General features: G+C 60.3%; 24 protein-coding genes and 1 tRNA gene. 3 read left to right on the top strand and 22 right to left on the bottom strand.

Annotated elements, in window-relative coordinates:
- Positions 1-115: 115 nt before the first annotated feature.
- From FHP89_RS08985 to FHP89_RS08970, 4 genes are all read right to left on the bottom strand, one after another.
- Positions 116-1,162 (bottom strand): DMT family transporter, encoded by a 1,047-nt coding sequence (locus FHP89_RS08985; protein ID WP_144173343.1) that lies wholly within the window; start codon positions 1,160-1,162, stop codon positions 116-118.
- 78 nt (positions 1,163-1,240) lie between these two features.
- Positions 1,241-1,966, bottom strand: a complete 726-nt coding sequence (locus FHP89_RS08980) for a transmembrane anchor protein (RefSeq protein WP_144173334.1) — start codon at positions 1,964-1,966, stop codon at positions 1,241-1,243.
- A 20-nt stretch (positions 1,967-1,986) separates the two neighbouring features.
- On the bottom strand, positions 1,987-2,721 hold the full coding sequence (locus FHP89_RS08975; protein WP_144173326.1) for a HupE/UreJ family protein: 735 nt from the start codon (positions 2,719-2,721) through the stop codon (positions 1,987-1,989).
- Between the two features lie 62 nt (positions 2,722-2,783).
- The gene (locus FHP89_RS08970; protein ID WP_144173324.1) at positions 2,784-3,362 is read right to left on the bottom strand and encodes a hypothetical protein; all 579 of its coding nucleotides are present in this window, start codon (positions 3,360-3,362) and stop codon (positions 2,784-2,786) included.
- A gap of 140 nt (positions 3,363-3,502) precedes the next feature.
- On the opposite strand from FHP89_RS08970, the gene FHP89_RS08965 reads away from it, so the two are divergent.
- The gene (locus tag FHP89_RS08965; protein WP_144173322.1) at positions 3,503-3,940 is read left to right on the top strand and encodes a hypothetical protein; all 438 of its coding nucleotides are present in this window, start codon (positions 3,503-3,505) and stop codon (positions 3,938-3,940) included.
- 344 nt (positions 3,941-4,284) lie between these two features.
- On the opposite strand, the gene FHP89_RS08960 is transcribed toward FHP89_RS08965, so the two are convergent.
- Positions 4,285-5,217 (bottom strand): LysR family transcriptional regulator, encoded by a 933-nt coding sequence (locus FHP89_RS08960; protein WP_144173320.1) that lies wholly within the window; start codon positions 5,215-5,217, stop codon positions 4,285-4,287.
- Between the two features lie 99 nt (positions 5,218-5,316).
- Here FHP89_RS08960 and FHP89_RS08955 point away from each other — a divergent pair, with 99 nt between their 5' ends.
- Together FHP89_RS08955 and FHP89_RS08950 are read left to right on the top strand one after the other, a co-directional pair.
- The gene (locus tag FHP89_RS08955; RefSeq protein WP_144173318.1) at positions 5,317-6,255 is read left to right on the top strand and encodes a DMT family transporter; all 939 of its coding nucleotides are present in this window, start codon (positions 5,317-5,319) and stop codon (positions 6,253-6,255) included.
- Between the two features lie 314 nt (positions 6,256-6,569).
- Complete coding sequence (locus FHP89_RS08950; protein WP_144173316.1) at positions 6,570-7,550, top strand: formylglycine-generating enzyme family protein; 981 nt, start codon at positions 6,570-6,572, stop codon at positions 7,548-7,550.
- 140 nt (positions 7,551-7,690) lie between these two features.
- On the opposite strand, the gene FHP89_RS08945 is transcribed toward FHP89_RS08950, so the two are convergent.
- The 17 genes from FHP89_RS08945 to secG all read right to left on the bottom strand — a co-directional run bounded on the left by FHP89_RS08945 (position 7,691) and on the right by secG (position 23,489).
- Complete coding sequence (locus FHP89_RS08945; RefSeq protein ID WP_144173312.1) at positions 7,691-8,242, bottom strand: NUDIX domain-containing protein; 552 nt, start codon at positions 8,240-8,242, stop codon at positions 7,691-7,693.
- 84 nt (positions 8,243-8,326) lie between these two features.
- Positions 8,327-9,820, bottom strand: coding sequence for an NADH-quinone oxidoreductase subunit NuoN (gene nuoN, locus FHP89_RS08940; protein ID WP_144173304.1), 1,494 nt, complete (start codon positions 9,818-9,820; stop codon positions 8,327-8,329).
- Between the two features lie 37 nt (positions 9,821-9,857).
- The gene (locus FHP89_RS08935; RefSeq protein ID WP_144173294.1) at positions 9,858-11,336 is read right to left on the bottom strand and encodes an NADH-quinone oxidoreductase subunit M; all 1,479 of its coding nucleotides are present in this window, start codon (positions 11,334-11,336) and stop codon (positions 9,858-9,860) included.
- 69 nt (positions 11,337-11,405) lie between these two features.
- Positions 11,406-13,430 carry an NADH-quinone oxidoreductase subunit L gene (gene nuoL / locus FHP89_RS08930; protein ID WP_144173286.1) on the bottom strand — a complete coding sequence of 675 codons (2,025 nt, stop codon included), beginning with the start codon at positions 13,428-13,430 and terminating at the stop codon, positions 11,406-11,408.
- Positions 13,431-13,442: 12 nt separating this feature from the next.
- On the bottom strand, positions 13,443-13,748 hold the full coding sequence (nuoK, locus tag FHP89_RS08925; protein WP_144173284.1) for an NADH-quinone oxidoreductase subunit NuoK: 306 nt from the start codon (positions 13,746-13,748) through the stop codon (positions 13,443-13,445).
- A gap of 34 nt (positions 13,749-13,782) precedes the next feature.
- On the bottom strand, positions 13,783-14,385 hold the full coding sequence (locus tag FHP89_RS08920; RefSeq protein ID WP_144173281.1) for an NADH-quinone oxidoreductase subunit J: 603 nt from the start codon (positions 14,383-14,385) through the stop codon (positions 13,783-13,785).
- A gap of 46 nt (positions 14,386-14,431) precedes the next feature.
- Complete coding sequence (nuoI, locus tag FHP89_RS08915) at positions 14,432-14,917, bottom strand: NADH-quinone oxidoreductase subunit NuoI (RefSeq protein WP_144173279.1); 486 nt, start codon at positions 14,915-14,917, stop codon at positions 14,432-14,434.
- 10 nt (positions 14,918-14,927) lie between these two features.
- On the bottom strand, positions 14,928-15,977 hold the full coding sequence (gene nuoH / locus FHP89_RS08910; RefSeq protein ID WP_144173277.1) for an NADH-quinone oxidoreductase subunit NuoH: 1,050 nt from the start codon (positions 15,975-15,977) through the stop codon (positions 14,928-14,930).
- Positions 15,977-18,319 (bottom strand): NADH-quinone oxidoreductase subunit NuoG, encoded by a 2,343-nt coding sequence (nuoG, locus tag FHP89_RS08905; protein WP_144173274.1) that lies wholly within the window; start codon positions 18,317-18,319, stop codon positions 15,977-15,979. The genes nuoH and nuoG overlap by 1 nt, the downstream gene beginning before the upstream one ends.
- A complete protein-coding gene (nuoF, locus tag FHP89_RS08900) occupies positions 18,313-19,632 on the bottom strand; it encodes an NADH-quinone oxidoreductase subunit NuoF (protein WP_144173272.1) in 1,320 nt (439 codons plus the stop codon). The genes nuoG and nuoF overlap by 7 nt, the downstream gene beginning before the upstream one ends.
- Entirely contained in the window at positions 19,629-20,105 is a 477-nt protein-coding gene (gene nuoE, locus FHP89_RS08895; protein WP_144173270.1) for an NADH-quinone oxidoreductase subunit NuoE, read from the bottom strand. The genes nuoF and nuoE overlap by 4 nt, the downstream gene beginning before the upstream one ends.
- A gap of 40 nt (positions 20,106-20,145) precedes the next feature.
- Complete coding sequence (locus FHP89_RS08890; protein ID WP_144173786.1) at positions 20,146-21,399, bottom strand: NADH-quinone oxidoreductase subunit D; 1,254 nt, start codon at positions 21,397-21,399, stop codon at positions 20,146-20,148.
- Positions 21,392-21,997, bottom strand: coding sequence for an NADH-quinone oxidoreductase subunit C (locus tag FHP89_RS08885; RefSeq protein WP_144173268.1), 606 nt, complete (start codon positions 21,995-21,997; stop codon positions 21,392-21,394). Before FHP89_RS08885 ends, FHP89_RS08890 begins: the two co-directional genes overlap by 8 nt.
- 16 nt (positions 21,998-22,013) lie before the next feature.
- Entirely contained in the window at positions 22,014-22,490 is a 477-nt protein-coding gene (locus tag FHP89_RS08880; protein WP_144173266.1) for a NuoB/complex I 20 kDa subunit family protein, read from the bottom strand.
- Positions 22,491-22,537: 47 nt separating this feature from the next.
- The gene (locus FHP89_RS08875) at positions 22,538-22,912 is read right to left on the bottom strand and encodes an NADH-quinone oxidoreductase subunit A (RefSeq protein ID WP_144173264.1); all 375 of its coding nucleotides are present in this window, start codon (positions 22,910-22,912) and stop codon (positions 22,538-22,540) included.
- A gap of 75 nt (positions 22,913-22,987) precedes the next feature.
- Positions 22,988-23,073: transfer RNA gene (locus FHP89_RS08870), tRNA-Leu, on the bottom strand.
- Between the two features lie 65 nt (positions 23,074-23,138).
- Positions 23,139-23,489 (bottom strand): preprotein translocase subunit SecG, encoded by a 351-nt coding sequence (secG, locus tag FHP89_RS08865; protein WP_144173261.1) that lies wholly within the window; start codon positions 23,487-23,489, stop codon positions 23,139-23,141.
- Between the last annotated feature and the right edge of the window lie 26 nt (positions 23,490-23,515).

The raw sequence follows: 23,515 nt of genomic DNA, 5'->3' as shown, positions 1-23,515 counted from the left end.
TGCCATCAGCGAACGGCAACGCCGCGGGATTTATTCCGTCAGGTGCCCAGCGCTTTTCACAACACCTTCAGAACGAGCCAGCCCGCACGCCTGTTTTGCATTCGCCAAGAACGCATCAGTGCGGATGTCGGTGGTGAATATCAGGGAAATGCGCATGCGTGTGAATCACGGGCGCGTGCACATGCCGATGGGTATGAGGCGCTTTTCCATCCCATGCGTCATCGTGCTCATGTTGATGATGCGCATCATGAATGTGCGGGTGGGAATGTTCGAGCGGCTCGTGTTCATGCTCGTGCTCATGGTGCTCGGTCAAATGCAGCCACACGCCCCATGCCATCAATGCCGCCGCGAACCAGAGCGACGGCGTGGACGACTCGTCGAGCATGAGCAATGCCACCGTAGCGCCCACAAACGGGGCAATCGAAAAGTAGGCGCCGGTCCTTGCCGTCCCCAAGCCACGCAAGGCGAGGACGAACATGACCAGGCTGATGCCATAGCCCAGAAACCCGACTGCCAGCGTCGCCGCGAGCGTCGAGGCTGCGGGCAGGCTCGCACCCAGCGACAATGCCAGCGCGCAATTGACCGACCCCGCAGTCAGGCCCTTGATGCCGGCAACGAAAAGCGCATCTGCTGTCGAGACCTTGCGCGTGAGGTTGTTGTCGATTGCCCAGCACAGACAGGCGGCGATAACAGCCAGCGACCCCATCCAGGTCCCGGCGGAACCGTCCTCTGCCGATGACGGCCACGCGAGCACCGCGCCACCGGCGACAATCGCCAGCATGCCGAGCACAATGCGGCGATCCGCGTTCTCACGAAACACCACCCAGGCAATGACTGCGGTGAGAACCGCTTCCAGGTTCAACAACAAGGATGCGGCAGCCCCGCTCGTATGGGTGAGGCCGAAGAGCAATGCAACCGGCCCCAGGGCACCGCCGAAAAGGATCGCCCCGATGAACCACGGCCACTCCCGCCACGACAAACCGGAAGGCGTCCAACCGCGATCACGTGCCGCGCGGATCAGTGTCAGCCCGACACCACTGCCCAGATACAGCACACCGGCCAGCAGAAGGGGCGACATTGCCCCCACCAGCATTTTTGCAAACGGTGTGCTGGCGCCAAAGAGAATCGCCGCGAGCAAGGCATACGCAACACTGCGATGCATGAATGAACGCTCCGTTCGCTGGCCCCGATGGGCCAGCGAGATTGCAGGCTGCCTCGATACGAAGCGGAGGACGAAGGCTTAAAGCACGCGCTCGATCTGCCCGTAGTCACCTTCGGTTTTCAGCGTCACGGTGACGTCGCCCCCCGAGCGATTCCGCCAGAACCAGCCATGCTTGCCATCGAAGGCCGCCTGCAAGGTGCCCTTCTGTGCGGTTTCGTTGCGCCCTTTTCCGTACCCATGATAGAAGCCCTTGGGTGCATTGACCGGGTCTCCGTGGGTGTCGTAGTTCACACCGCCACCCGAGGCTGACCATGAATAGCGCACCGCTGCGCCTTTGTCCATCGACAGCTTGATCTCTGCTGCCTGTCCGGGTTTGAGCGAAACCGTGACGGTATGCTCGCGCACTGGCTCCGCCGCTGCCGGGGCGGCTTGCGGCTGTGTTCCGGCCACTGGCGTGGTCGCAGGGGCGGCGTCATGCGAGTGTCCGCCATCGGCAGCGTGTCCATGGTCATGGCCGTGATCCACGACTGCCGGCGCACTCGGCGCAGTTGCCACCACCGGAGCCGGAGCCGGGGCGTGGCCGACTTCGCCGGCTTGCGCTTCAGTCGCCAGCGATGTCTTGATCGTCCCCATCTGGGTCAGGCCGAGGGTGCGCCCCACGCCGGTCGGGTCAATGCCGTATTCGGCGGGCAGGACGGTGGTGATGAGCAGGCCCGCGGCGATCAGCGCCGCCAACCCGGTGGAGCGCAGCAACTGGCCCGAGGTCGGCAGTTCGGCGCGCGTCGGAAGATTGGTGTTGTACATGGAATGAAACTCCGCGGAATTCAGGAAACGACAAGGCCGGTGAGCTGATAACCGATCAGCAGGAATCCGGCACACATCAGGGCGACGTTGGCGGTATAGGCATGCTTCAGAAAGGAGGCAGTGCGCCGCCAGTAGCCCATGACGATCAAGATCATGCCAAGCGCGAGCAGCTGGCCAACTTCAACGCCAACATTGAAGGCCAACAGGTTCGGCAACAGCCCATCGCGCGCGATTTCAAACTCCTGGATCTTCGCCGCCAGACCGAAGCCGTGGAACAGGCCGAAGATCAAGGTAGCCGCGCGCGTACTGGGCCGAACGCCAAACCAGCGCTGATAGGCGCCGAGATTGTCGAGGGCCTTGTACACCACCGACAAACCGATGATTGCGTCGATGATGTAAGGGTTAACGTTCACGCCGGCATAGACGCCATACAACATGGTCAGCGAATGCCCAACGGCAAACAGGCTGACGTAAAGCGCAATGTCCTTCAGCTTGTAGAGAAAGAAGACCACCCCGGCCAGGAACAGCAGATGGTCGTAGCCGGTGACCATGTGCTTGGCGCCCAGATAGGTAAAGGGCAGCAGATGCGTGCCTGTGATTTCCTGGATGTAGCCCTTGTCGCCATCAGCGACACCATGGGCGTGAGCCACTGCGCTGAACAGCACAGTGAGCAATACGCCAACAATGAGTTGGCGAACTGTGTCGAAACGGGACAGCCGAAACAGCCGCACCCGTTCGTTAAACGGTGTAGTCATGAGTCAATTCCGATCAAATTGAGAGCGAGCCACGTTGTCATGCAAACAACGGGCCAGTGCTGCTAGACGACCGGAATGACTCTGGGAGGACGCTCGAAGGGAAAACTTGGACCGGGCGGCACACTGGCCTGGGGCGTCCGCTCCCAGTGTGTCGCGCTGTCAAGCGTAAGGTGTTCACCTCGATAGGGAAGATTCTGTTTGTCGTGGCTGTGATCGAGCGCGTTGTGACCATGCTGATGGGCGCCGCCATCATGCTCGACCATCAACAAATCATCGTGGTCATGTGCATGGGCATGGTCGTCTGCCGTGACCAAGAGCGTCTGGCTGTCAGCATGCGTCAGCCAGGCAGCCGGCTCGTGCGACGCAGACACAATGTTTGCGTAATTCGTCCAGCCATAAAACAGCGTGACGAAAATGATCATCACCCGTGCCAACGCAGCAGCGTGTCGCCGAAAAGCAGCCAGCGAGGCGATGTGGGTCATAAGCATACGACGAGTCGATTCAGTTCTCGGTGCAGGATTCAAGATTGGAGCGAGTTTTATAGACCATGCGTCGCCGACGCGCAACTTATCGCTCCATTGTGTCGCGCGACCGCTCGCTGTTGGCAAGCAATTCGCATGAACATCAATTGCTTGATCCATGCAAATACTTCCTTTTCAAATCGGAATAAGTTTTTACTAATAAACAAATGAACTGACGGCAATCCGTTCATTCATTGCGCAGCCCAACCGTCGTTCAATAATCTCCCCCTCCGACAACTTCGTCCCTTGGAACTGAGACCATGAAAAAAGTCATCCTCGTGATGCTGATGCTGCACGCAGCCGTTGCTATCGGGCAAGACCGAACCGCCGAGCAATTGGTGTCTTCCAAAACAAGAGCCGATATGACCTATCGCGAATTGATGGAAGTCATGGGGAAGAGCTTGAGCACAATCCTTGAAGGTATCGTTCGGGAGAACAAGCAGATGGTGGACGTCGGCGCGAACTTCATCCTCACGCACCCGGCCCCCAAACACAAACCGTGGGACATCATGCAAGAGACCGATCAGGCCGCATTCAAGCAAAGCCTCTTCGCATTCGACGCACTGCTTGACCTGCACTCCAAAAGCGTCGTTTCGGCAGCGATGAACAACGACTGGATTGAGGCCGGCAACGCAGCCCACGCACTGACAAGCAGTTGCGTTTCATGCCACGCGATGTGGAAAAACAAAGTGAAATAGACTGGCACGCCCCACCCGGTGAGCGGCACGAATACGTTGAGGCTGCCAGGATGCTTTCAGCAGGCGTAGGTTGGGCTGACGAAGGAAGCCCAACACTCGGCGTTCCACAGCTGCGCGGATAAACCTTGGGCTTCGCTGCGCTCAACCCAAGCTACATGATGCCCTCGCGCATTTACGAGAAACAGGATCGGGTCGGGAGGCATCAGTCATTGGACAGAACACCAACGACGCTTCCGGCCAAGAAAACCGTCCCACCCCCTTCGTTTCGCAGCACGACCACGATGCCGTCAACCTGACATCGGTCGCTCTCAATCGCGTCGACCCCATAGCAAGCATCGCAATCGCTATGACGTTCCCGCCCCCCTCCCCAGCCGGTCCGCAATCCCCAACATGAAATCCACCACCACCCGCACCCTCGGCGCACGATAGTGATCGGCGTGGTAGATGAGCCAGTTGCTGCCTTGATAGCGCCCGAGCAGTTGCCAGCCGGGGAGCACGGGCACCAGCGTGCCCTTGGTGAGTGGCTGGCGAGTGGTGAAGTCGGGCAGGCAGGCGATCCCGTAGCCGGCTTCGGCGGCGTCGCGTCGCATTTCACTGTGGTTGCTGGCGTAGCGGCCGCGCACGTGCACCACGCTGCGCTCGGCGCCGCGCACCAGGCACCATTCGTCGTCGCCGGGTAGTTCGGCCAGGTGCAGGCAGCTGTGCCGGGCAAGGTCGGCGGGTTGTTGCGGGGTGCCTTGCCGGGCGAGATAGGCGGGGCTGGCGAAGAGCAGCGTGCGCACTTCCATGAAGGGGCGGGCGACGAAGCCCGGCGGAGGGTCGCCGAATTGCAGGGCGATGTCGACGCCTTCGGCGATGAGGTCCACGGCCTGGTCGCTCATCATCAATTCGAGGTCGAGCCGGGGGTAGGCATCAAGCAGGGCCGGCAGTTGGGGGTGGATGAGCTGGCGCAGCGCGGCCTTGGGGGCGGCGATGCGGACGCGGCCTTCGACATTGCTGGCGTGGCTGGCGGCGCCGTCGCAGGCGGCGTGGGCGGCGTCGAGCATGCTGCGGGCGTGGCGCAGCACTTCCTGCCCGCCGGCGGTGAGGCGCAGGCGGCGGGTGCTGCGTTCGAGCACGGTGAGGCCGAGCGCGGCTTCGAGGCGGGCAATCTGCCGGCTGACGGCCGACGGCGTGGTCCCCTGCGCGCGGGCGGCGGCGCTGAAGGAGCCGGCTTCGGTCACGCTCACCAGCGCGGCCAGATCCGACAACAGGGGGAGCAGTTCATTTGTTCTCACAGCGCACAAATCCTTTGCTTGTACAGCGGATTATCGCCTCAATCGCATAGTTTCATACTGCTTGCCAGTCGATGCAACCACGCTGAGTGAGCCGAAACGATGATCCGCCTGCACGCCGCCACTGCCCTGCCCCAGCTGCCACCCGCCGTCTTGCTGCTGCTCACCGCCGCCATCTGGGGCAGCAGCTACAGCGTGGTGAAAACCGCCCTCGCCTGGTACCCAGTGGCAGGGGTGATCGCGATCCGTTTTCTGCTGACCGCGCTGGTGCTGGCGCCCTGGTGGCTGCGCCTGCCGACCGCGCAGCGGCGGCTCACGCTGGTGGTGGCGGCGCCGACCAGCCTTGGGCTATTGGCGATCTTCTTTGCTGAAACATCGGGCGTGGCGCACACGAGTGCGGGCAATGCGGCGTTTTTGATCAGCCTGTGCCTGCTGCTGACGCCGCCGGTGGAATGGGCATGGTTTGGCCGCCGCCCGGCCGCACGACTGTGGCTGGCCGCGGGGGTGTCGCTACTGGGCACCTGGCTGCTCACCGATGTGGCGGCCGGCGGGCTCAATGGCGGGGACGCCCTCATGCTATTGGCGGCGCTGCTAAGAGCTTTTCAGGCTTGCCTGACAACCCGCCTGCTGCGTGGCAAGGCGGTGGATCACCTCGGCCTCACCGCCGCGCAGGGCTTGATGGTGGGGGGTGGCTCACTGGCGGTGCTGGCCTTGACCGAGGGCGTGCCGGCGTTGCCTGTGGCGGGCGCATTCTGGGTCGCGCTCGCTTACCTGTCACTTGCTTGCACGCTGTTTGCGTTCTGGGCCATGAACCGGGCGCTGGCACAAAGCAGCCCGACCCAGGTCGCCCTGCTGCTCGGCAGTGAACCGCTGTGGGGGGCTTTGTTTGCCGTGCTCTGGTTGGGCGAGCCGCTCGGTGCGAGCGGTTGGCTGGGTGGCGTGATGATCGCCGGCGCGGCGCTTTGGGTATCGGTACCGAGGAATCGAGGGGCGGCTCGGGCGAATGGCGTAGAGCGCGAAGAGGCGTCGATGGCGGGTTGAAACCCGCCCGACGCGATGTGGGCAGGGATGCGTCAGGCTGGCTTCAACCGTCGTTGAGGTGACGCTTTTGTTGCCTTCCGAAAAAAGACCCTTGCGATCGATGCGCGAGCTGCGGGCGTGGTACCAGCGGCCATTGCATGCGCAATCGCATTCAAGGGGATTCCGAGATATTTGCTCCCGCGCGGCGGCCCCGCATGGCATGCTGCGCGCTCACACACGGACGTGGCGTGCCTCAAGGGTGAGGCGAGCGCCCGCCAGACTCGGCCTGCGCTGCGACAGGCGACGCAACAGGGAGCATCATGATCGCCAGCACCATGAAACTTTGGCTCACCGCACTGACCTGCACTGCCCTGGCCGGGTGCGCGAGCACGCCGACGGCGACCACCAACAGCTTGGGCATGCAGATGGTGCTGTTGCCGGCGGGGGAATTCACGATGGGCAGTGCAGCCACAATCGAGCACATGGCCGCGCTCTACCCCGCATATGATCCCCGCCGCCTGACTGAGCTTGCGGACGAAACCCCGGCGCACCGGGTGCGCATTACCCGTCCGTTCTATATGGCGAAACACGAGGTGACGGTCGGCCAGTTCCGCCGGTTCGTCGAGGCGTCGGGCCATGTGCCCGAATCGATCGCCGACGGCACCGGCGGCTATGGCTACAACGCCGCTTACGACCCTGCGACCACCAAACGCGGCGACGCCTTCGAGGGCAGGGACCCGCGCTACTCATGGCAGAACCCGGGCTTTACGCAGACCGACGCCCACCCAGTGGTGAACGTGACCTGGCAGGATGCCGTGGCCCTCGCCCAATGGTTAAGTACCACCGAGGGGCGCCGCTACCGCCTGCCGACCGAAGCGGAATGGGAATACGCCTGCCGTGCCGGGACGGCCACGCAGTATCACAGCGGTGATGCGCCCGCCTCGCTGAGCGCGGTGGCGAATGTATTCGATACCGATGCCGCGGCGAACTGGCCGGCCTGGCGCAGCTTCGCACTGCGAGGTGCGGATGGGTTTCCATTCACGGCACCGGTGGGGCATTTCGCCCCGAACGCTTTCGGCCTGCACGACATGCACGGCAACGTGTGGGAATGGACGGCCGACTGGCATGACGCGGCCTACTACGCCCGATCGCCGAAAGACGATCCGCAGGGGCCGGAGGCGGGCCGCGTGAAGGTGCGCCGCGGGGGGTCATGGCACACCTGGCCGCTGTATGCGCGCTGCGCCTATCGCAACTGGAACACGCCGGTCACGCGTTACACCTTGGTGGGGATCCGCCTGGTGATGGAGGCTGACTGATCAGCGTGCGCGCCTGAACCTGGCCTCAAACCACCGTGGCTACGCGCCCTGCCCGGCCTGGTGTTGTGCTTTCAAAGTCGCCATACCGCGTCGGGTTGAAACCCGCCCGACAGCAGTAGCGGCAGTTGCAACGCAGAACCCTAGATGCCGCGCGCGCGGGCGATGTACAGCGCAGAGAGCGTTTTGCCGTCGGTGATGTCGCCGCTCGCCACGGCGGCGTCCAGCTCGGCGGGGCTGAGCGAGAGGATCTCGAGGAATTCGCCTTCGTCCCATTGCTCGCCGACATGGGTCAGGTCCTGCGCGAGAAAGACCTCGATCCGCTCGTCGGAATAGCCGATGCAGGGGTGCAAGGTGCCCAGATGCGTCCAGCGCGCCGCCTCGTAGCCCACTTCTTCGCGCAGCTCGCGGCGGGCACAGGCTTCGATATCTTCGCCCGGATCGATCTTGCCGGCGGGCAGTTCGATGAAGGCACGACGGAGCGGGTAGCGGAACTGGCGCTCCAAAATCAAGCGACCATCGGGTAGTGCAGCAATGACCACGACCGCGCCGGGGTGACGGATGTATTCGCGCACCGCGGTCGTGCCATCGGGCAGACACACGTGGTCACGTTCGACCTTGAGCAGTAGGCCGTCGAACACGCGCTCGGAATCGAGCTGGGTTTCGGTCAGGCTATCCTGATTCTGTATGAGCATCCAAGCCTCCCGGACAACAGGCATTCAAATAAAAACCGCACGGCCCTTGCGGACCGTGCGGCTCGTGTTTCATCTAATCGACGATCAGCCCTGGAAGCTCGCCACCAGTGCCAGCTGGCACAGATCGATCAGCTGCTGCGGCAGCAGGCCGAGGAATGCGATGGCCAGGCAATTGGCGGACAGCAGCACGCGAATATCGGATGCGGCGTGGATCGGGGCGGTATCGACCGGTTCGTCGAAGTACATCACCTTGACCACACGCAGGTAGTAGAACGCGCCGACCAGCGACATCATGACTGCCAGCACGGCCAGCCACACCATGTCGGCCGCGACCAGCGATTGGAGCACCGACAGCTTGGCGAAGAAGCCGATGAAGAACGGGATGCCGGCCATCGAGAACATGATGATCATCATCATCGCGGCAAACCACGAGCTGCGCTTGTTGAGGCCCTTGAGGTCGTCGATGTTCTCGGCTTCGAAGCCCGAGCGCGAGAGCAGGATGATGATGCCGAAGGACGCCAGGCTCATGATCACATAGGCGATCGCGTAGAACATGCTCGAGGTGTAGGCGTTGAGCGCATTGAAGCGATCCCCGTCGACCACACCCGACAACAGGCCAAGCAGCAGGAAGCCCATGTGGGAAATACCCGAGTAGGCCAGCATGCGTTTGAGGTTGGTCTGCGCAATGGCGGCAATATTACCGAGCACCAGTGAGCCGACGGCCATCAACATCAGCATGGTCTGCCAATGCTCTGCCAGGTCGAACAGCCCCCCCACCAGCAGGCGCATGGCCATGGCAAAGGCGGCCAGCTTGGGCGCGGTACCGATCATCAGGGTGACCGAGGTCGGCGCGCCGTGATATACGTCGGGCACCCACATGTGGAAGGGCACCACGCCGAGCTTGAAGGCGAGGCCGGCGACGATGAACACCAGACCGAACATCAGCACGGTCTTGCTCGAGACGCCGTCATACACGGCCGCCTGGTTGTAGATGGCCTGGGCCACACCAGACAGCGACAGATTGCCGGTGGCGCCATACACCATCGACATGCCGTAGAGCAGCAGGCCGGAGGCCAGCGCGCCGAGGATGAAGTACTTCATGGCCGCTTCGGTCGAGCGTGCCGAGTCGCGGTCGAAGGCCACCAGGCCGTAGAGCGACAGCGAGAGCATTTCGAGGCCGATATACAGCGACAGGAAGTGATTGGCGGTGACCATCACCATCATGCCCAGCGTCGAGAACAAGGCGAGCAAATGGTATTCCGGGCGATCGAAACCGCGGTCGGCCGCATAGCCCCGGCCATAGATGAGCGCCGTGATCACCGAGAAGCAGATCAGGATCTTGAGCACATCCCCCATCAGGTCATCAACATACATGTCGCTGAGGGTGACGCGCACCTGCCCGTCCATGGTGAAGATAGTGAGTAGCGCGGCTACGATCAGGGTCAGTTGCGTCAGCACATAACCGATGTTGCGCGCAGATTCACGCATGAACACGGTCAGCAGCAAGATCACCAGCGACATGCCGGCCACAAAGATCTCTGTGGCGGCAGGGGCGAAGTCAGGGACTACAAAGTTCATCGTCGGACCAATCCCGTAAATTTGTTCAGCTGGATGCTCAAAGCTTGCTCGTTGCAACGTGCTGCAAGAGTTCGTTTACCGAAGCGTGCATCACTTCGGTCACCGGCAGCGGATAGATACCCATGATCAGGGTACAAGCGGCGAGAACGGCCAGAAACGCAAATTCGCGCCCGTTGATGTCCTCAAGCTTGGCCACCTTATCGTTGCCAACAGCACCAAAAACCACGCGCTTATACATCCACAAGGTGTAAGCGGCACCCAAAATCAAGGTTGTCGCGGCGGCAAACGCCACCCAGAAGTTGTACTGCACCGCGCCCAGCACCACCATGAATTCACCCACGAAACCGCTGGTGCCCGGCAGGCCCGCATTGGCCATGGCGAACAACATGAAGAAGGCTGCGAATTTCGGCATGGTGTTGACCACACCACCGTAGTCAGCAATCTGACGCGAATGCATGCGGTCGTAGAGCACCCCGATGCACAGGAACATCGCGCCGGACACAAAGCCGTGCGAGATCATCTGCACCAGCGCACCTTCGATGCCCAGCGGATTGAAGATGAAGAAACCGAGCGTGACGAAGCCCATGTGAGCGATGGACGAATACGCCACCAGCTTCTTCATGTCGGCCTGAACCAGCGCGACAAAGCCGATGTACACCACCGCAATCAGCGACAGCACGATCATCATCGGCGCCATGGCTTGCGAGGCATCAGGCACGATGGGCAAGGTAAAGCGCAGGAAGCCGTAGGCGCCGAGCTTCAGCGCGATGGCGGCCAGCACCACCGAGCCGCCGGTAGGCGCCTCGACGTGGGCGTCTGGCAACCAGGTATGCACCGGCCACATCGGCACCTTGACCGCAAAGGCAATCAGGAAGGCCCAGAACAGCAGATTCTGTGCGCCCATGGCGATCGGCAGCTCGTGCCAGTCGAGAATGCTGAAGCTGCCGCTCTGCATGAACAGGTAGATCAGCGCCACCAGCATCAGCAGCGAGCCGGCCAGGGTGTAGAGGAAGAACTTGAACGCGGCATACACCCGGTTTGCACCGCCCCACACGCCGATGATCAGGTACAGCGGGATCAGCGAGGCTTCAAAGAACACATAGAACAGCAGCCCGTCGAGCGACGAGAAAATGCCGTTGAGCAGGCCTGACATGATCAGGAAGGCCGCCATGTACTGAGCGACCTTGGTCTTGATCACTTCCCAGCCGGCGACCACCACCAGGATGGTGACGAAGCTGTTGAGCAAGACGAAGAGCACCGACAAGCCGTCCACCCCGAGGTAGTAATGGACGTTGAATGCCGGAATCCAGCGGGCCAGTTCGACAAACTGCATGGCGCTGGTGCTGTTGTCGAAGCCAGTGAACAGCGGAATCGTCACGAGGAAGCCGATCACCGAAGTGAGCAAGGCCATAGATCGCGCCATGGGGGCGTTTCGGTCGGAACCTGTGGCAAGCACCAGCAGGCCGCCGACGATCGGCACCCAGATCGCGAGACTGAGAAGAGGCATACCCGTCATCGTAACTATCCGTTCAAGGCGTCAGCTCGACGCATTTCATTCGTTGTAACCGTGTATGGCATGGCGCAATCAAACAACGCTGAACCACAGCGACAGCAAGACGCACAAACCGATGATCATCGAGAAGGCGTACAGGTAGATGTGACCCGACTGCAGCAAGCGGCTTGCTTGCGCGACCAGGCTGATCGTCCGAGCCGTGCCGTTGACGATCAGGCCATCAATCACGCCCTGATCACCGCCCTTCCAGAGACCTTGCCCAAGCAGACGCGAACCACCCGCAAAAACGACTTCGTTGAATTTATCGAAGTAGTACTTGTTGTCGAGCAGCGTATGCAGCGGCTTGAAGGTCCGCATGATCGCTGCCGGAATTTCCGGTTTTACGAGATAGAAGAACCAGGCAAGCACCACGCCGGCCATCGCCAGGAAGAACGGCAAGGTCGTGAATCCGTGCATGGCCATGGCGGCCGCGCCATGGAAGTGCTCGGCAAACTGGCCGATGGTGTCGTGCGATGCCGTCACGTGGATGGCGCGCTTGAACCAGTCACCGAAGAGCATCGGCTCGATGGTGAGGAAACCGATCAGCACCGACGGAATGGCCAGCAGGATCAGCGGTACGGTGACCACCCACGGCGATTCGTGCGGCTTCTGACCCGGCGCGAGGCCGTGATGGTGATCGTCGGACGGTTCCTCGTCGTCATGGTCGCCATGGTGATCGTGATGCGCCTGACCGAAACGCTCCTTGCCATGGAAGACCAGGAAGTACATGCGGAAGGAGTAGAACGCGGTCACAAAGACACCGACGATCACGCAGAAGTAGGCATAGCCTGCGCCAGGAATCGTCGAGAAATGCACCGCCTCGATAATCGAATCCTTCGAGAAAAAGCCGGACAGGAAGGGGAAGCCAATCAGTGCCAGCGAGCCCACCAGCGAGGTGAACCAGGTGATCTTCATGTACTTCCACAGACCGCCCATATTGCGCATGTCCTGGTCGTGATGCATGCCGATGATCACCGAACCGGCACCCAGGAACAGCAGCGCCTTGAAGAACGCGTGCGTCATCAGGTGGAACACGGCGGCCGAGTAGGCAGACACGCCCAGCGCAACCGTCATGTAGCCGAGCTGCGAGAGCGTCGAGTAGGCCACGACGCGCTTGATGTCATTCTGAACAATGCCCAGGAAGCCCATGAACAAGGCCGTGGTCGCACCGATCACGATGACGAAGGACAGCGCGGTTTCAGACAGCTCGAACAGCGGCGACATGCGCGCCACCATGAAGATGCCCGCGGTCACCATGGTGGCCGCGTGGATCAGCGCCGAAATCGGGGTCGGGCCTTCCATCGAGTCCGGCAGCCAGACGTGCAGCGGCACCTGCGCCGACTTGCCCATCGCGCCAATGAACAGGCAGATACAGATCACGCTGATCAGCAACCACGGCGCGCCGGGGAACAGCTCGATGGTTTTGCCGGCCAGTGCGTCCGCCTGCGAAAAGACTTCGGCGTAGTCCAGACTGCCCGTGTGCGCAGCGATCAGGCCAATACCCAGCAGGAAGCCAAAGTCACCGACCCGGTTAACCAGGAAAGCCTTCATGTTGGCGAAGATCGCCGTCGGCCGGGTGTACCAGAAACCAATCAGCAGGTAGGACACCAGACCCACCGCTTCCCAGCCGAAGAACAACTGGAGGAAGTTGTTCGACATCACCAGCATCAGCATGGAGAAAGTGAACAATGAGATGTAGCTGAAGAAACGCTGATAACCGGGGTCTTCCTGCATGTAGCCGATGGTGTAGAGGTGCACCATCAGCGACACGAAGGTCACCACGAGCATCATCATCACCGTGAGCTCGTCGATCAGGAAACCGACTTCAAGGCTCAGGTTGCCACTGGTCGCCCACGTGTAGACCGTGCCGTTAAAGGTGTTGCCCGCCTGCACGTCCTGATAGATCAGGATCGAAGCAAACAATGCGACGGCCACACCGAGAATCGTCGCCACATGCGCGCCGGTGCGACCAATCGCCTTGCCAAACAAGCCGGCGAGAATCGCCCCCGCCAGCGGTGCCAGCGGAACGACCAAATAGAGATTTTGCATTTCGGACATCGAGACGCTTCCTTAACCCTTGAGGCTATCCAGATCATCCACATGGATGGTGCGCAAATTGCGGAACAACACCACCAGAATCGCCAGGCCGATTGCAGCTTCCGCTGCGGCCACGGTGAGGATGAAGAACACAAAGATCTGGCCCGCGAGATCCCCAAGGTAATGGGAGAACGCGACAAAATTCAGATTCACCGAAAGCAGCATCAACTCGATCGCCATCAACAGGACGATGAGATTCTTCCGGTTGAGGAAGATGCCGACCACGCTGATCGCAAAAAGTATTGCGCCCAGAATGAGGTAGTGGGAAAGCGAAAGCATCAATGACTCCCTGAAAGCGACCCGCGCGCTTCGATTATTCTTTTTCGGCCGGCATCGACACCAGCGCGATGCGATCGGCACGTTTGACGGCAATCTGCTGCGCCGGATCCAGATGGCGCGAACCGGTGCGCTTGCGCAACGTCAGCGCCACCGCCGCGACCATCGCCACCAGCAGCACCAGCGACGCCAGCTCGAACGGATAGACGTATTCGGTGTAAAGCACCCGGCCCAGCTCACGCGTATTGCTGTAACCGGCCTGCGCAGCCGGCGGTTCCGGCATGGCATCCAGCCCGAAGTACGGACCGCTCAGCACCAGCACCATTTCAGCCAGCATGATGACGCCAACCACCGCGCCCACCGGCAGGTAGCTCCAGAAGCCCTCACGCAGTCGGTCGATATTGATGTCGAGCATCATCACCACGAACAGGAACAGCACCATGACCGCGCCGACATACACCATCACCAACACGATGGCCAGAAACTCGGCTTGCAGCAACAGCCAGATACCCGCGGCGTTGAAGAAGGTCAGCACCAGAAACAACGCGGCGTGCACCGGATTGCGTACGGTAACGACGCGCAAGGCGGCGAACACCATCACGGTGGCCAAAAGGTAAAAAACGAAAGTCTTGAATTCCATGCTCGAGTATCTCCGGAGGCCAATCGCGGCCTCGCCTTACGCGCTTTTACCGGTACTTCGCCTCGGTCTCACGATCCTTGGCAATCTGTGCTTCGTTTCGATCACCCACCGCCAGCAACATCTGCTTGGTGTAGTACAGATCGCCCCGCTGTTCGCCGTGGTACTCAAATACCCGCGTCTCGACGACCGCGTCCACCGGACAGGCTTCTTCACAGAAACCGCAGAAAATGCACTTGGTCAGATCGATGTCGTAACGCGTCGTGCGGCGCGAACCATCGTCGCGCTGATCCGACTCGATCGTGATGGCCATCGCCGGACACACCGCTTCGCAAAGCTTGCAGGCAATGCATCGCTCCTCCCCGTTCGGGTAGCGACGCAAGGCATGCAGGCCGCGGAAACGCGGACTCTGCGGCGTTTTCTCTTCGGGGAACTGCACGGTGATCTTGCGCGCAAAGAAATGCCGCCCGGTCAGCGCCAGTCCCTTGAGCAGTTCCTTCAGAAGAAGGCTACCGAAATAATCTCTTGCACCCATCGTTCGCCTCTCAGTTCCAGATCGACAGCGGGGACATGATCCACACTGCGACAACGAGGACCCAGAACAGCGTCACAGGCAGGAACACCTTCCAGCCCAGACGCATGATGTGGTCATAACGGAAACGGGGGAATGTCGCCCGCGCCCAGAGGAACATCAACACAACCATCGACGTCTTGATCGCCAGCCAATGGAAGCCATCCGGCAAGAAGCCGACTGGAGACAACCAGCCGCCCAGGAACAGGATGGCGGTCAGGATGCTGACCAGCCACATGTTGGCGTATTCGGCGAGGAAGAACAGCGCGAAGGTCATGCCCGAATACTCGACCATGTGACCTGCCACGATTTCCGACTCGCCCTCGACGACGTCAAACGGTGCGCGGTTGGTCTCGGCAATCCCGGAAATCAGATACACCACGAACATCGGGAACAGCGGCAACCAGTTCCAGCTCAGGAAGCCAAGCCCCATGTCCGCAAACTGCCCCTGCCCCTGCACCCGAACGATTTCGCTCAGGTTCAGTGACGCCGAAATCATCAGCACACAGATCAGTGCAAAACCCATCGCCAGTTCATACGACACCATCTGGGCCGCGGCGCGCATGGTGCCCAGGAAGGGGTACTTCGAGTTCGACGCCCAGCCGGCGATGATCACGCCATACACTTCGAGCGACGTAATCGCCAGAATGAACAGCAGGCCGGCATCGACATCGGCCAGCACACCGCCATCCCAGAACGGCACGACCGCCCATGCCGCAAGCGACGGTGCAATGGCAAGGATCGGGCCGAGAATAAACAGGCCCTTGCTTGTTGCTGAAGGAACCAGGACTTCCTTGAGCAACAGCTTGACGCCGTCGGCAATCGGCTGCAGCAAGCCCAGCGGTCCGACCCGGTTCGGGCCGATACGCACCTGCATGTAGCCGATGATCTTGCGCTCGAAATACGTCAGGTAGGCGACCGCAATCATCAGCGGCGCGATGATCGCCACAATCTTGGCGAGGGTCCATACTGCGGGCCAGGCGGCACCGAACAGCGAGGCAATCGGTTCGAGAAGGGCTTCCATCAAACGCGCTCCAAGGTCACCACAGCGGACAGGCCACCCAGCGCCGCCGTTGTTTCATGTGCCGTTGCAATCCGCACGCAGCCGTCGGCCAGCGTATCGTCAGCTTTTGCGACCAGGCGAGCGCTGCCCTGCTCGGTTTTCGCCTCGACTGCGTCGTCTGCATTCAAGCCAAGAGAGGTCATGGTGGCCGCGGACAAATAGGCCGCCGGCGCTGCGGCATCGCGGGCACGCTGAAGCGCGGGCGCACGACGAACGATGGAGTCGGTCGCGTAAATCGGCACATCGGCCACGCGTTCGATACCTGCAGAGGCTGCCGACCCCGACACGGTCAGACCATCCAGCGTATTGCTCAGATTTGCGACCGGGAAGGCGGTGATATCGAGCACGTCGGCACGCACCGCTTCCGAATCGTTGTAATCGAATCCATCCAGTGACAGCAGATTGCCCATCACCCGGAGGACCTTCCACGCCGGACGCGTATCACCTTGCGGCTTGGCAACGGCCACAAAACTCTGGGCGCGCCCTTCGCAGCTGACAAAGGTGCCGGAGGTTTCGGTAAAGGGAGAAACCGGCAGCATGACATGGCTGATGGCGCGCAGCTCGGGGCTGTTGAAGGCGGTCAGATTGACCACAAAGTCGGCCCCTGCCACAGCAGCACGTGCGCGCTCGCCCGCAGCGGAATCCAGCGACGGCTCAACGTTGAGCAGCACATACGACTTGAGCGAATCACTCAACATGGCCGCGGCGTTCTTGCCACCCGTGGCCGGCACGGCGCCGGCGAGATAACCACCCACACTGTTCGCGGCGTCACCGATGACGCCAAAGCTGGCGCCGGTGATGCTGGCGATCTCCTGGGCGAGACGGCGCAGCGTCGCCGCCTGGGCGTGCTGCATCGCAAAGTTGCCCAGCCAGATGGCCGATTGACGGCCGCTGAGCAGCATGTCGGCAATGGCCTTGGCTTCAGCCGACACATCTGCCGGCAGAAGCACTACCAATCCGGCATCGACGGATTTACTTTCCGCGTCTGCAACAGCCTTGAGTACAGCCGCCAGCGCAGCCACCATTTCGGAGGGCTTGGGCTGCATCCGTGCCGACACCGGCAGCAGCCAGTCATCGGCGGTCGGGTGAATGCTCGCCACCTTGAGGCCCCGCTTGGCAGCCTGACGCACACGTTGCGCGAGTAGCGGGTGATCCTTGCGGAAGAAGCTGCCGATCACCAGCAAACGATTCAAATCGGCGATTTCAGCGACCGGCATCCCCAGCCACGGCGCGCCCTGGCTGACGGCATCGGCCGAGAAATCGGTCTGACGCAGGCGGAAATCGACGTTGTCACTGCCCAGGCCGCGCACCAGTTTCTGCGCAAGATACAGTTCTTCGACGGTGGCATTGGGTGCCAGCAGCGCACCAAATTCTTCTGCGCCCGCGGCGGCCACAACGGCCTTGAGACGGGTTGCCGCGAATTCCAGGGCGGTTTGCCAGTCGGTCTCCTGCCAGCTATCGCCCTGACGGATCATCGGCTTGGTCAGGCGGGAAGCGCAATTGAGGCCTTCGTAAGAGAACCGGTCCCGGTCCGACAGCCAGCATTCGTTGATCGCTTCATTTTCGAGCGGTAACACACGCTTGACGACATCGTGCTTCACCTGAACGATCAAGTTGCTACCGAGCGAGTCGTGCGGGCTGACCGACTTGCGGCGCGCCAGCTCCCAGGTGCGGGCAGCGAAACGGAACGGTTTGGAGGTCAGCGCGCCAACCGGGCACAAATCGATGATGTTGCCGGACAGTTCGGAATCAACGGTCTTTTCAACAAAGGGCATGATCTCCGAGTGCTCGCCGCGGAAGGCCTGGCCGAGTTCCATCAGACCGGCAATTTCCTGCGTAAAGCGAACACAGCGGGTGCAGTGAATGCACCGGGTCATGTCGGTCGCCACCAGCGGGCCGAGGTTCTTGTTGAACACGACGCGCTTCTCTTCCTGATAACGCGACTTGCTCTCGCCGTAACCGACCGCCAGATCCTGCAACTGGCACTCACCGCCCTGATCGCAGATCGGGCAGTCGAGCGGGTGATTGATCAGGAGAAACTCCATCACACCCTTCTGGGCCTTGATGGCGGCTTCGGACTTGGTCCACACCTTCATGCCGTTGGTTACTGGCGTCGCACAGGCGGGCAGCGGCTTGGGCGCCTTTTCGACCTGCACAAGGCACATGCGGCAATTGGCAGCGATGGACAGCTTCTTGTGGTAACAGAAGTGCGGGATGTACGCCCCCACCTGATTGGCCGCATCCATCACGGTGCTGCCATCAGCCACCTGAAGCTGCTTGCCGTCGATCTCGATTTCTAGCATGACGGACCTACATAGATTTTGCTGCCTTCGCGCTGGACATCGTCCGGCACGAGACAGGTCTTGTGTTCGATGTGGTAGGCGAATTCATCGCCGAAATGCTTGACGAAGCTCTGCACTGGCATGGACGCCGCGTCGCCGAGCGCACAGATGGTGCGACCCATGATGTTGGTTGTGACGCTGTTGAGCAGATCCAGGTCGTCCGGACGGCCGAGGCCGTGCTCGATACGATGCACCACGCGATACAGCCAACCCGTACCTTCACGGCACGGCGTGCATTGCCCACAGGACTCTTCAAAATAGAAGTAGGACAGACGCTCGAGCGCTCGCACCATGCAGGTGGTCTCGTCCATCACAATCACTGCGCCCGAACCGAGCATCGACCCCGCCTTGGAGATCGAGTCGTAGTCCATGGTGCAATCCATCATGATGTCGGCAGGCACCACCGGCGATGACGAGCCCCCAGGGATCACGCCCTTGAGCTTGCGACCACCGCGCATGCCACCTGCCATCTCGAGCAACTCGGAAAACGGCGTGCCGAGTTCGATCTCGTAATTGCCCGGGCGATTCACATGGCCGGAAATCGAGAACAGCTTGGTGCCACCGTTGTTCGGCTTGCCGTAGTTCAGGAAGGTCTCGCCACCGTCGCGCAGAATGAAGGGCACGGAGGCGAAGGTTTCGGTGTTGTTGATCGTGGTCGGCTTGCCGTAGAGACCATAGCTGGCCGGGAACGGCGGTTTGAATCGCGGCTGCCCTTTCTTGCCTTCAATGGATTCAAGCAATGCCGTTTCTTCGCCACAGATATAGGCGCCGTAGCCATGATGCGCAAACAGATCAAAGCTGAAGTCGGAGCCGAGAATCTTGTCGCCGAGCAGACCCGCGGCGCGCGCTTCGGCCAGCGCCTCTTCGAAGCGGTCGTAGATCTCGAAGATTTCGCCGTGAATATAGTTGTAGCCCCGCTCACAACCCATCGCATAGGCGGCGATGATCATGCCCTCGATGACGGAGTGCGGGTTGTAGCGAAGAATGTCGCGGTCTTTGAATGTGCCCGGCTCGCCCTCGTCCGAGTTGCAGGCCAGATACTTGGCGCCCGGAAACGAACGTGGCATGAAGCTCCACTTCAAGCCGGTCGGAAAGCCCGCGCCGCCGCGTCCGCGCAGCACCGACGCCTTGACCTCGGCAATGATGTCCGCCGGCGGCGTGCTTTCAGCGATGATCTTTTTCAGCGCGGCATAGCCGCCGCGTGCGAGGTAATCCTGAAGCCGCCATGTACGGTCGCCGTCCAGATCGGCGAGGATGAGATTGCGTGCGCTCATTTCGCCAGGTCCGCCAACAGTTGATCAATCTTTTCGGTCGTCATCCAGCTGCACATCTTGTGATTGTTATGCAGCAGCACCGGCGCATCCCCACAGGCGCCCATGCACTCACCTTCTTTGAGGGTGAATTTGCCATCGGGCGTGGTTTCGTTGAATTCGATACCGAGCTTCTGCTTCAGGTAGTCCGCCGCATGCACACCACCGGACAACGCACACGGCAGGTTCGTACACACCGTGATCTTGTGTTCGCCGACGGGTTCGAGGTCGTACATGTTGTAGAAGCTCGCCACCTCAAACGCGGCAATTGCCGGCATATCGAGATAGCTGGCGACGGCATCGATGGTTTCCCTGGCCAGCCAGCCCTTTTCTTGCTGCGCGATGCGCAACGCGGCCATCACCGCGGACTGTTTCTGGTCCGACGGATACTTGGCGACCTCTACGTCGATTAACTTCAGCGATTCCTGGCTCAGCATTTTCTGCCCATACCCGATAGTTTGCGTTCTTCGGTCCGCCTCAGCGGTCAACATCACCAAACACGATATCCATCGTGCCGATAATGGCGACGACGTCTGCAAGCAAATGTCCTTTCGCCATCGCATCCATGGCCGCCAAGTGGGCGAAACCAGGTGAGCGCAGCTTCAGGCGATACGGCTTGTTGGCGCCATCCGATACGGCATACACACCGAACTCGCCCTTGGGGTGCTCGATGGCCGCATACACTTCGCCTTCTGGCACATGCATGCCTTCCGAGAAGAGTTTGAAGTGGTGAATCAACTCTTCCATGTTCGACTTCATCGCTTCGCGCGACGGCGGGGCCACCTTGTGGTTGCCCGTAATGACCGGCCCCGGATTTTTCCGCAACCAGGCAATACATTGTTTGATGATGTGATTCGACTGACGCATCTCTTCCATGCGAACCAGATAGCGATCGTAGCAATCGCCCTCCTTGCCCACCGGAATGTCGAAATCCAGTCGATCGTAGACTTCGTAGGGCTGCTTCTTGCGCAAGTCCCACGCCACGCCAGAGCCCCGCAGCATCGCGCCAGTAAAGCCCCAGGCCTTGGCCTGCTCGGGCGTCACCACACCAATACCGACCGTCCGCTGTTTCCAGATCCGGTTATCGGTCAGCAGGGTTTCATAATCGTCGCAGTACTTAGGGAAACGATTGGTGAAGTCTTCCAGAAAATCGAGCAGCGAACCTTGACGGTTCTCATTTAACTGGCGCACCGTCTCGGCGTTTTTCCACTTCGACGCTTCGTATTGCGGCATCTGATCCGGCAGATCGCGATACACGCCACCCGGCCGGTAATACGCGGCATGCATTCGCGCGCCGGAAACCGCCTCATAGGCATCCATCAGATCTTCACGTTCGCGGAACGTGTACAGCACCATGGTCATTGCGCCGATATCCAGCGCATGCGTGCCGATCGCCAGCAGGTGATTCAGAATCCGGGTGATTTCATCGAACATCACGCGAATATATTGACCACGCTCGGGCACCTCGACACCGATCAGGCGCTCAATCGCCAGACAGTACGCGTGCTCGTTACACATCATCGACACATAGTCGAGACGGTCCATGTAGGGCACGGACTGCACCCAGGTGCGGGTTTCTGCCAGCTTTTCGGTGCCGCGATGCAGCAATCCGATATGCGGATCAGCGCGCTCGACGACTTCGCCGGACAACTCAAGCACCAAGCGCAACACACCGTGCGCCGCCGGGTGTTGCGGCCCGAAGTTGATCGTATAGTTGCGGATTTCAGCCATGGCCGACGTCTCCATAATTGGCCTCACGCACAACCCGCGGCGTATTTTCGCGCGGCTCAATGGTCACTGGCTGATAAACAACGCGCCGCTGCTCGGGGTCGTAACGCATTTCCACATACCCTGAGACCGGGAAATCCTTGCGGAACGGATGACCGACAAAACCGTAATCGGTGAGAATTCGACGCAGGTCCGGATGCCCGGAGAACATGATGCCGAACAGGTCGAAAACCTCTCGCTCAAACCAGTTCGCGCTGGGCCAGACATCACACAATGAATCCAGCACTGGAAAACCGTCATCCGGCGCAAATGCGCGCAAACGCAATCGCCAGTTATTGGCAATCGACAAAAGATGCGTCGAAGCGGCGTATCGCTCTCGCGTCCACTCACGATTGGCCCATGCCGAATAATCCAAACCCGACACATCGACCAACTGCTCAAAAGCAAACTCGGCGCGATCACGCAACTCGATGGCAGCCGAACGATAGTCGTCGGCGGCAACTTCCAGCGTCACTTCACCACGATCAATAACAATCGATTTGGCACGCTCACCAAAGTGCTCGCCAAGCAAAGCCGAAAGACGTTCAATTTTTGTAGTCATCCCGTCACCTACCCCGTCAGCGCGCAATGGTGTTGGTGGACCGGATCTTCCGCTGCAGCTGGATGATGCCGTAAATCAGGGCTTCAGCCGTCGGCGGGCAGCCAGGCACGTAGACATCAACCGGCACCACACGATCACAACCGCGCACGACTGAATACGAATAGTGGTAATAGCCACCACCGTTCGCACAGGAACCCATTGAAATCACCCAACGCGGCTCGGCCATCTGGTCGTAGACCTTGCGCAAGGCTGGCGCCATCTTGTTGCAAAGCGTTCCCGCCACGATCATGACATCTGACTGACGCGGACTGGGACGGAAAACCACCCCAAAGCGGTCAAGGTCATAGCGCGAACAGCCCGCATGAATCATCTCAACGGCACAGCAGGCCAACCCAAACGTCATCGGCCATAAAGAGCCGGTACGCGTCCAGTTGATCACCGTATCCAGTGACGTTGTGACGAATCCTTCTTTTAAAACGCCTTCGATACTCATGTCACCTCTTGCCGCAAGGCAGATTCAAGGGTGAAGCGGAGGGGAAATCACTCCCAGTCCAGTGCGCCTTTTTTCCACACCCAGATGTAACCAATGACGAGAATGCCCAAAAATACGAACATCTCGAAGAAACCGAACAAGCGCAGAGATTCTGTGCCGGCAATTTCCTGGAGAATCGTCGCCCACGGAAGCAGGAACGCAATCTCCAAGTCAAAGATAATGAAAAGGATAGCGAGCAGGTAATAACGCACATCAAATTTCATGCGCGCATCTTCGAAGGGTTCGAAGCCACACTCAAAAGGGGAAAGCTTTTCGCTGTCAGGACGGTGCGGCGCAATAAGCCGCCCCATGACGATCGGCGCCACGCCAAAGGCGAGCCCGACCAGGATGAAAACAAGCACGGGGAAGTAGTTTTCTAGCATTTATAGATCCCGGTCTTTGTTTGCGGAAAAACCGCATGGAAACGCCCGCTTACTGCGGGCGTCCAATAATTTTTTTGGTGCCGACGGTGAGACTCGAACTCACACGACTTTACGTCACCACCCCCTCAAGATGGCGTGTCTACCAATTTCACCACGTCGGCACTCATAGCGTTACAGCGGGACGAATTATACGACTTCTGCCGCGCTGCGCAAAGCTTTTTGCACCTTATTTGGGAACAGTATTCAGCTTCGAATCCGAGCCCGCGGCAGGCTCGGACGTCGCCTGTCCGGCAGCCGGAACCGCTTGTTCCATGACGCTTGCAGGGACGGTCCTGGCCGAACTTGCGAGGTAGCTCAAGCCAAGGCTGGTGATAAAGAAGACGGTCGCCAGCACACCGGTGGTGCGGCTCATGAAGTTCGCCGAACCCGATGCACCAAAAAGGCTCCCCGACGAACCGCTACCAAATGCGGCGCCAGCATCCGCCCCTTTGCCGTGCTGCAACAAAACCAGGCCGATCACCCCGATGCCCACCAGCACGTGCACCGTCAACACAATCGAAAAGAGATAACTACCCATGATTCATTCGTTCCTGAACGTGTAAG

Source organism: Denitromonas ohlonensis, from assembly GCF_007625205.1.
GTDB classification, from domain to species: Bacteria; Pseudomonadota; Gammaproteobacteria; order Burkholderiales; family Rhodocyclaceae; genus Nitrogeniibacter; species Nitrogeniibacter ohlonensis.
This window is presented reverse-complemented; position numbering and strand designations above follow the sequence as displayed.

Excerpts from the sequence above, each read along its gene's own strand:
- nuoG (WP_144173274.1), bottom strand. The coding sequence starts at position 18,319 with ATGCTAGAAATCGAGATCGACGGCAAGCAGCTTCAGGTGGCTGATGGC.
- FHP89_RS08970 (WP_144173324.1), bottom strand. The coding sequence starts at position 3,362 with ATGGATCAAGCAATTGATGTTCATGCGAATTGCTTGCCAACAGCGAGC.
- FHP89_RS08945 (WP_144173312.1), bottom strand. The coding sequence starts at position 8,242 with ATGCTCATACAGAATCAGGATAGCCTGACCGAAACCCAGCTCGATTCC.
- FHP89_RS08955 (WP_144173318.1), top strand. The coding sequence starts at position 5,317 with ATGATCCGCCTGCACGCCGCCACTGCCCTGCCCCAGCTGCCACCCGCC.
- FHP89_RS08890 (WP_144173786.1), bottom strand. The coding sequence starts at position 21,399 with ATGGCTGAAATCCGCAACTATACGATCAACTTCGGGCCGCAACACCCG.
- FHP89_RS08965 (WP_144173322.1), top strand. The coding sequence starts at position 3,503 with ATGAAAAAAGTCATCCTCGTGATGCTGATGCTGCACGCAGCCGTTGCT.
- nuoI (WP_144173279.1), bottom strand. The coding sequence starts at position 14,917 with ATGGGTGCAAGAGATTATTTCGGTAGCCTTCTTCTGAAGGAACTGCTC.
- FHP89_RS08980 (WP_144173334.1), bottom strand. The coding sequence starts at position 1,966 with ATGTACAACACCAATCTTCCGACGCGCGCCGAACTGCCGACCTCGGGC.
- FHP89_RS08985 (WP_144173343.1), bottom strand. The coding sequence starts at position 1,162 with ATGCATCGCAGTGTTGCGTATGCCTTGCTCGCGGCGATTCTCTTTGGC.
- nuoE (WP_144173270.1), bottom strand. The coding sequence starts at position 20,105 with ATGCTGAGCCAGGAATCGCTGAAGTTAATCGACGTAGAGGTCGCCAAG.
- FHP89_RS08875 (WP_144173264.1), bottom strand. The coding sequence starts at position 22,912 with ATGCTAGAAAACTACTTCCCCGTGCTTGTTTTCATCCTGGTCGGGCTC.
- FHP89_RS08920 (WP_144173281.1), bottom strand. The coding sequence starts at position 14,385 with ATGGAATTCAAGACTTTCGTTTTTTACCTTTTGGCCACCGTGATGGTG.
- nuoK (WP_144173284.1), bottom strand. The coding sequence starts at position 13,748 with ATGCTTTCGCTTTCCCACTACCTCATTCTGGGCGCAATACTTTTTGCG.
- secG (WP_144173261.1), bottom strand. The coding sequence starts at position 23,489 with ATGGGTAGTTATCTCTTTTCGATTGTGTTGACGGTGCACGTGCTGGTG.
- FHP89_RS08880 (WP_144173266.1), bottom strand. The coding sequence starts at position 22,490 with ATGAGTATCGAAGGCGTTTTAAAAGAAGGATTCGTCACAACGTCACTG.
- nuoH (WP_144173277.1), bottom strand. The coding sequence starts at position 15,977 with ATGGAAGCCCTTCTCGAACCGATTGCCTCGCTGTTCGGTGCCGCCTGG.
- nuoN (WP_144173304.1), bottom strand. The coding sequence starts at position 9,820 with ATGAACTTTGTAGTCCCTGACTTCGCCCCTGCCGCCACAGAGATCTTT.
- FHP89_RS08885 (WP_144173268.1), bottom strand. The coding sequence starts at position 21,997 with ATGACTACAAAAATTGAACGTCTTTCGGCTTTGCTTGGCGAGCACTTT.
- nuoF (WP_144173272.1), bottom strand. The coding sequence starts at position 19,632 with ATGAGCGCACGCAATCTCATCCTCGCCGATCTGGACGGCGACCGTACA.
- FHP89_RS08975 (WP_144173326.1), bottom strand. The coding sequence starts at position 2,721 with ATGACTACACCGTTTAACGAACGGGTGCGGCTGTTTCGGCTGTCCCGT.
- nuoL (WP_144173286.1), bottom strand. The coding sequence starts at position 13,430 with ATGTCCGAAATGCAAAATCTCTATTTGGTCGTTCCGCTGGCACCGCTG.
- FHP89_RS08935 (WP_144173294.1), bottom strand. The coding sequence starts at position 11,336 with ATGACGGGTATGCCTCTTCTCAGTCTCGCGATCTGGGTGCCGATCGTC.
- FHP89_RS08950 (WP_144173316.1), top strand. The coding sequence starts at position 6,570 with ATGAAACTTTGGCTCACCGCACTGACCTGCACTGCCCTGGCCGGGTGC.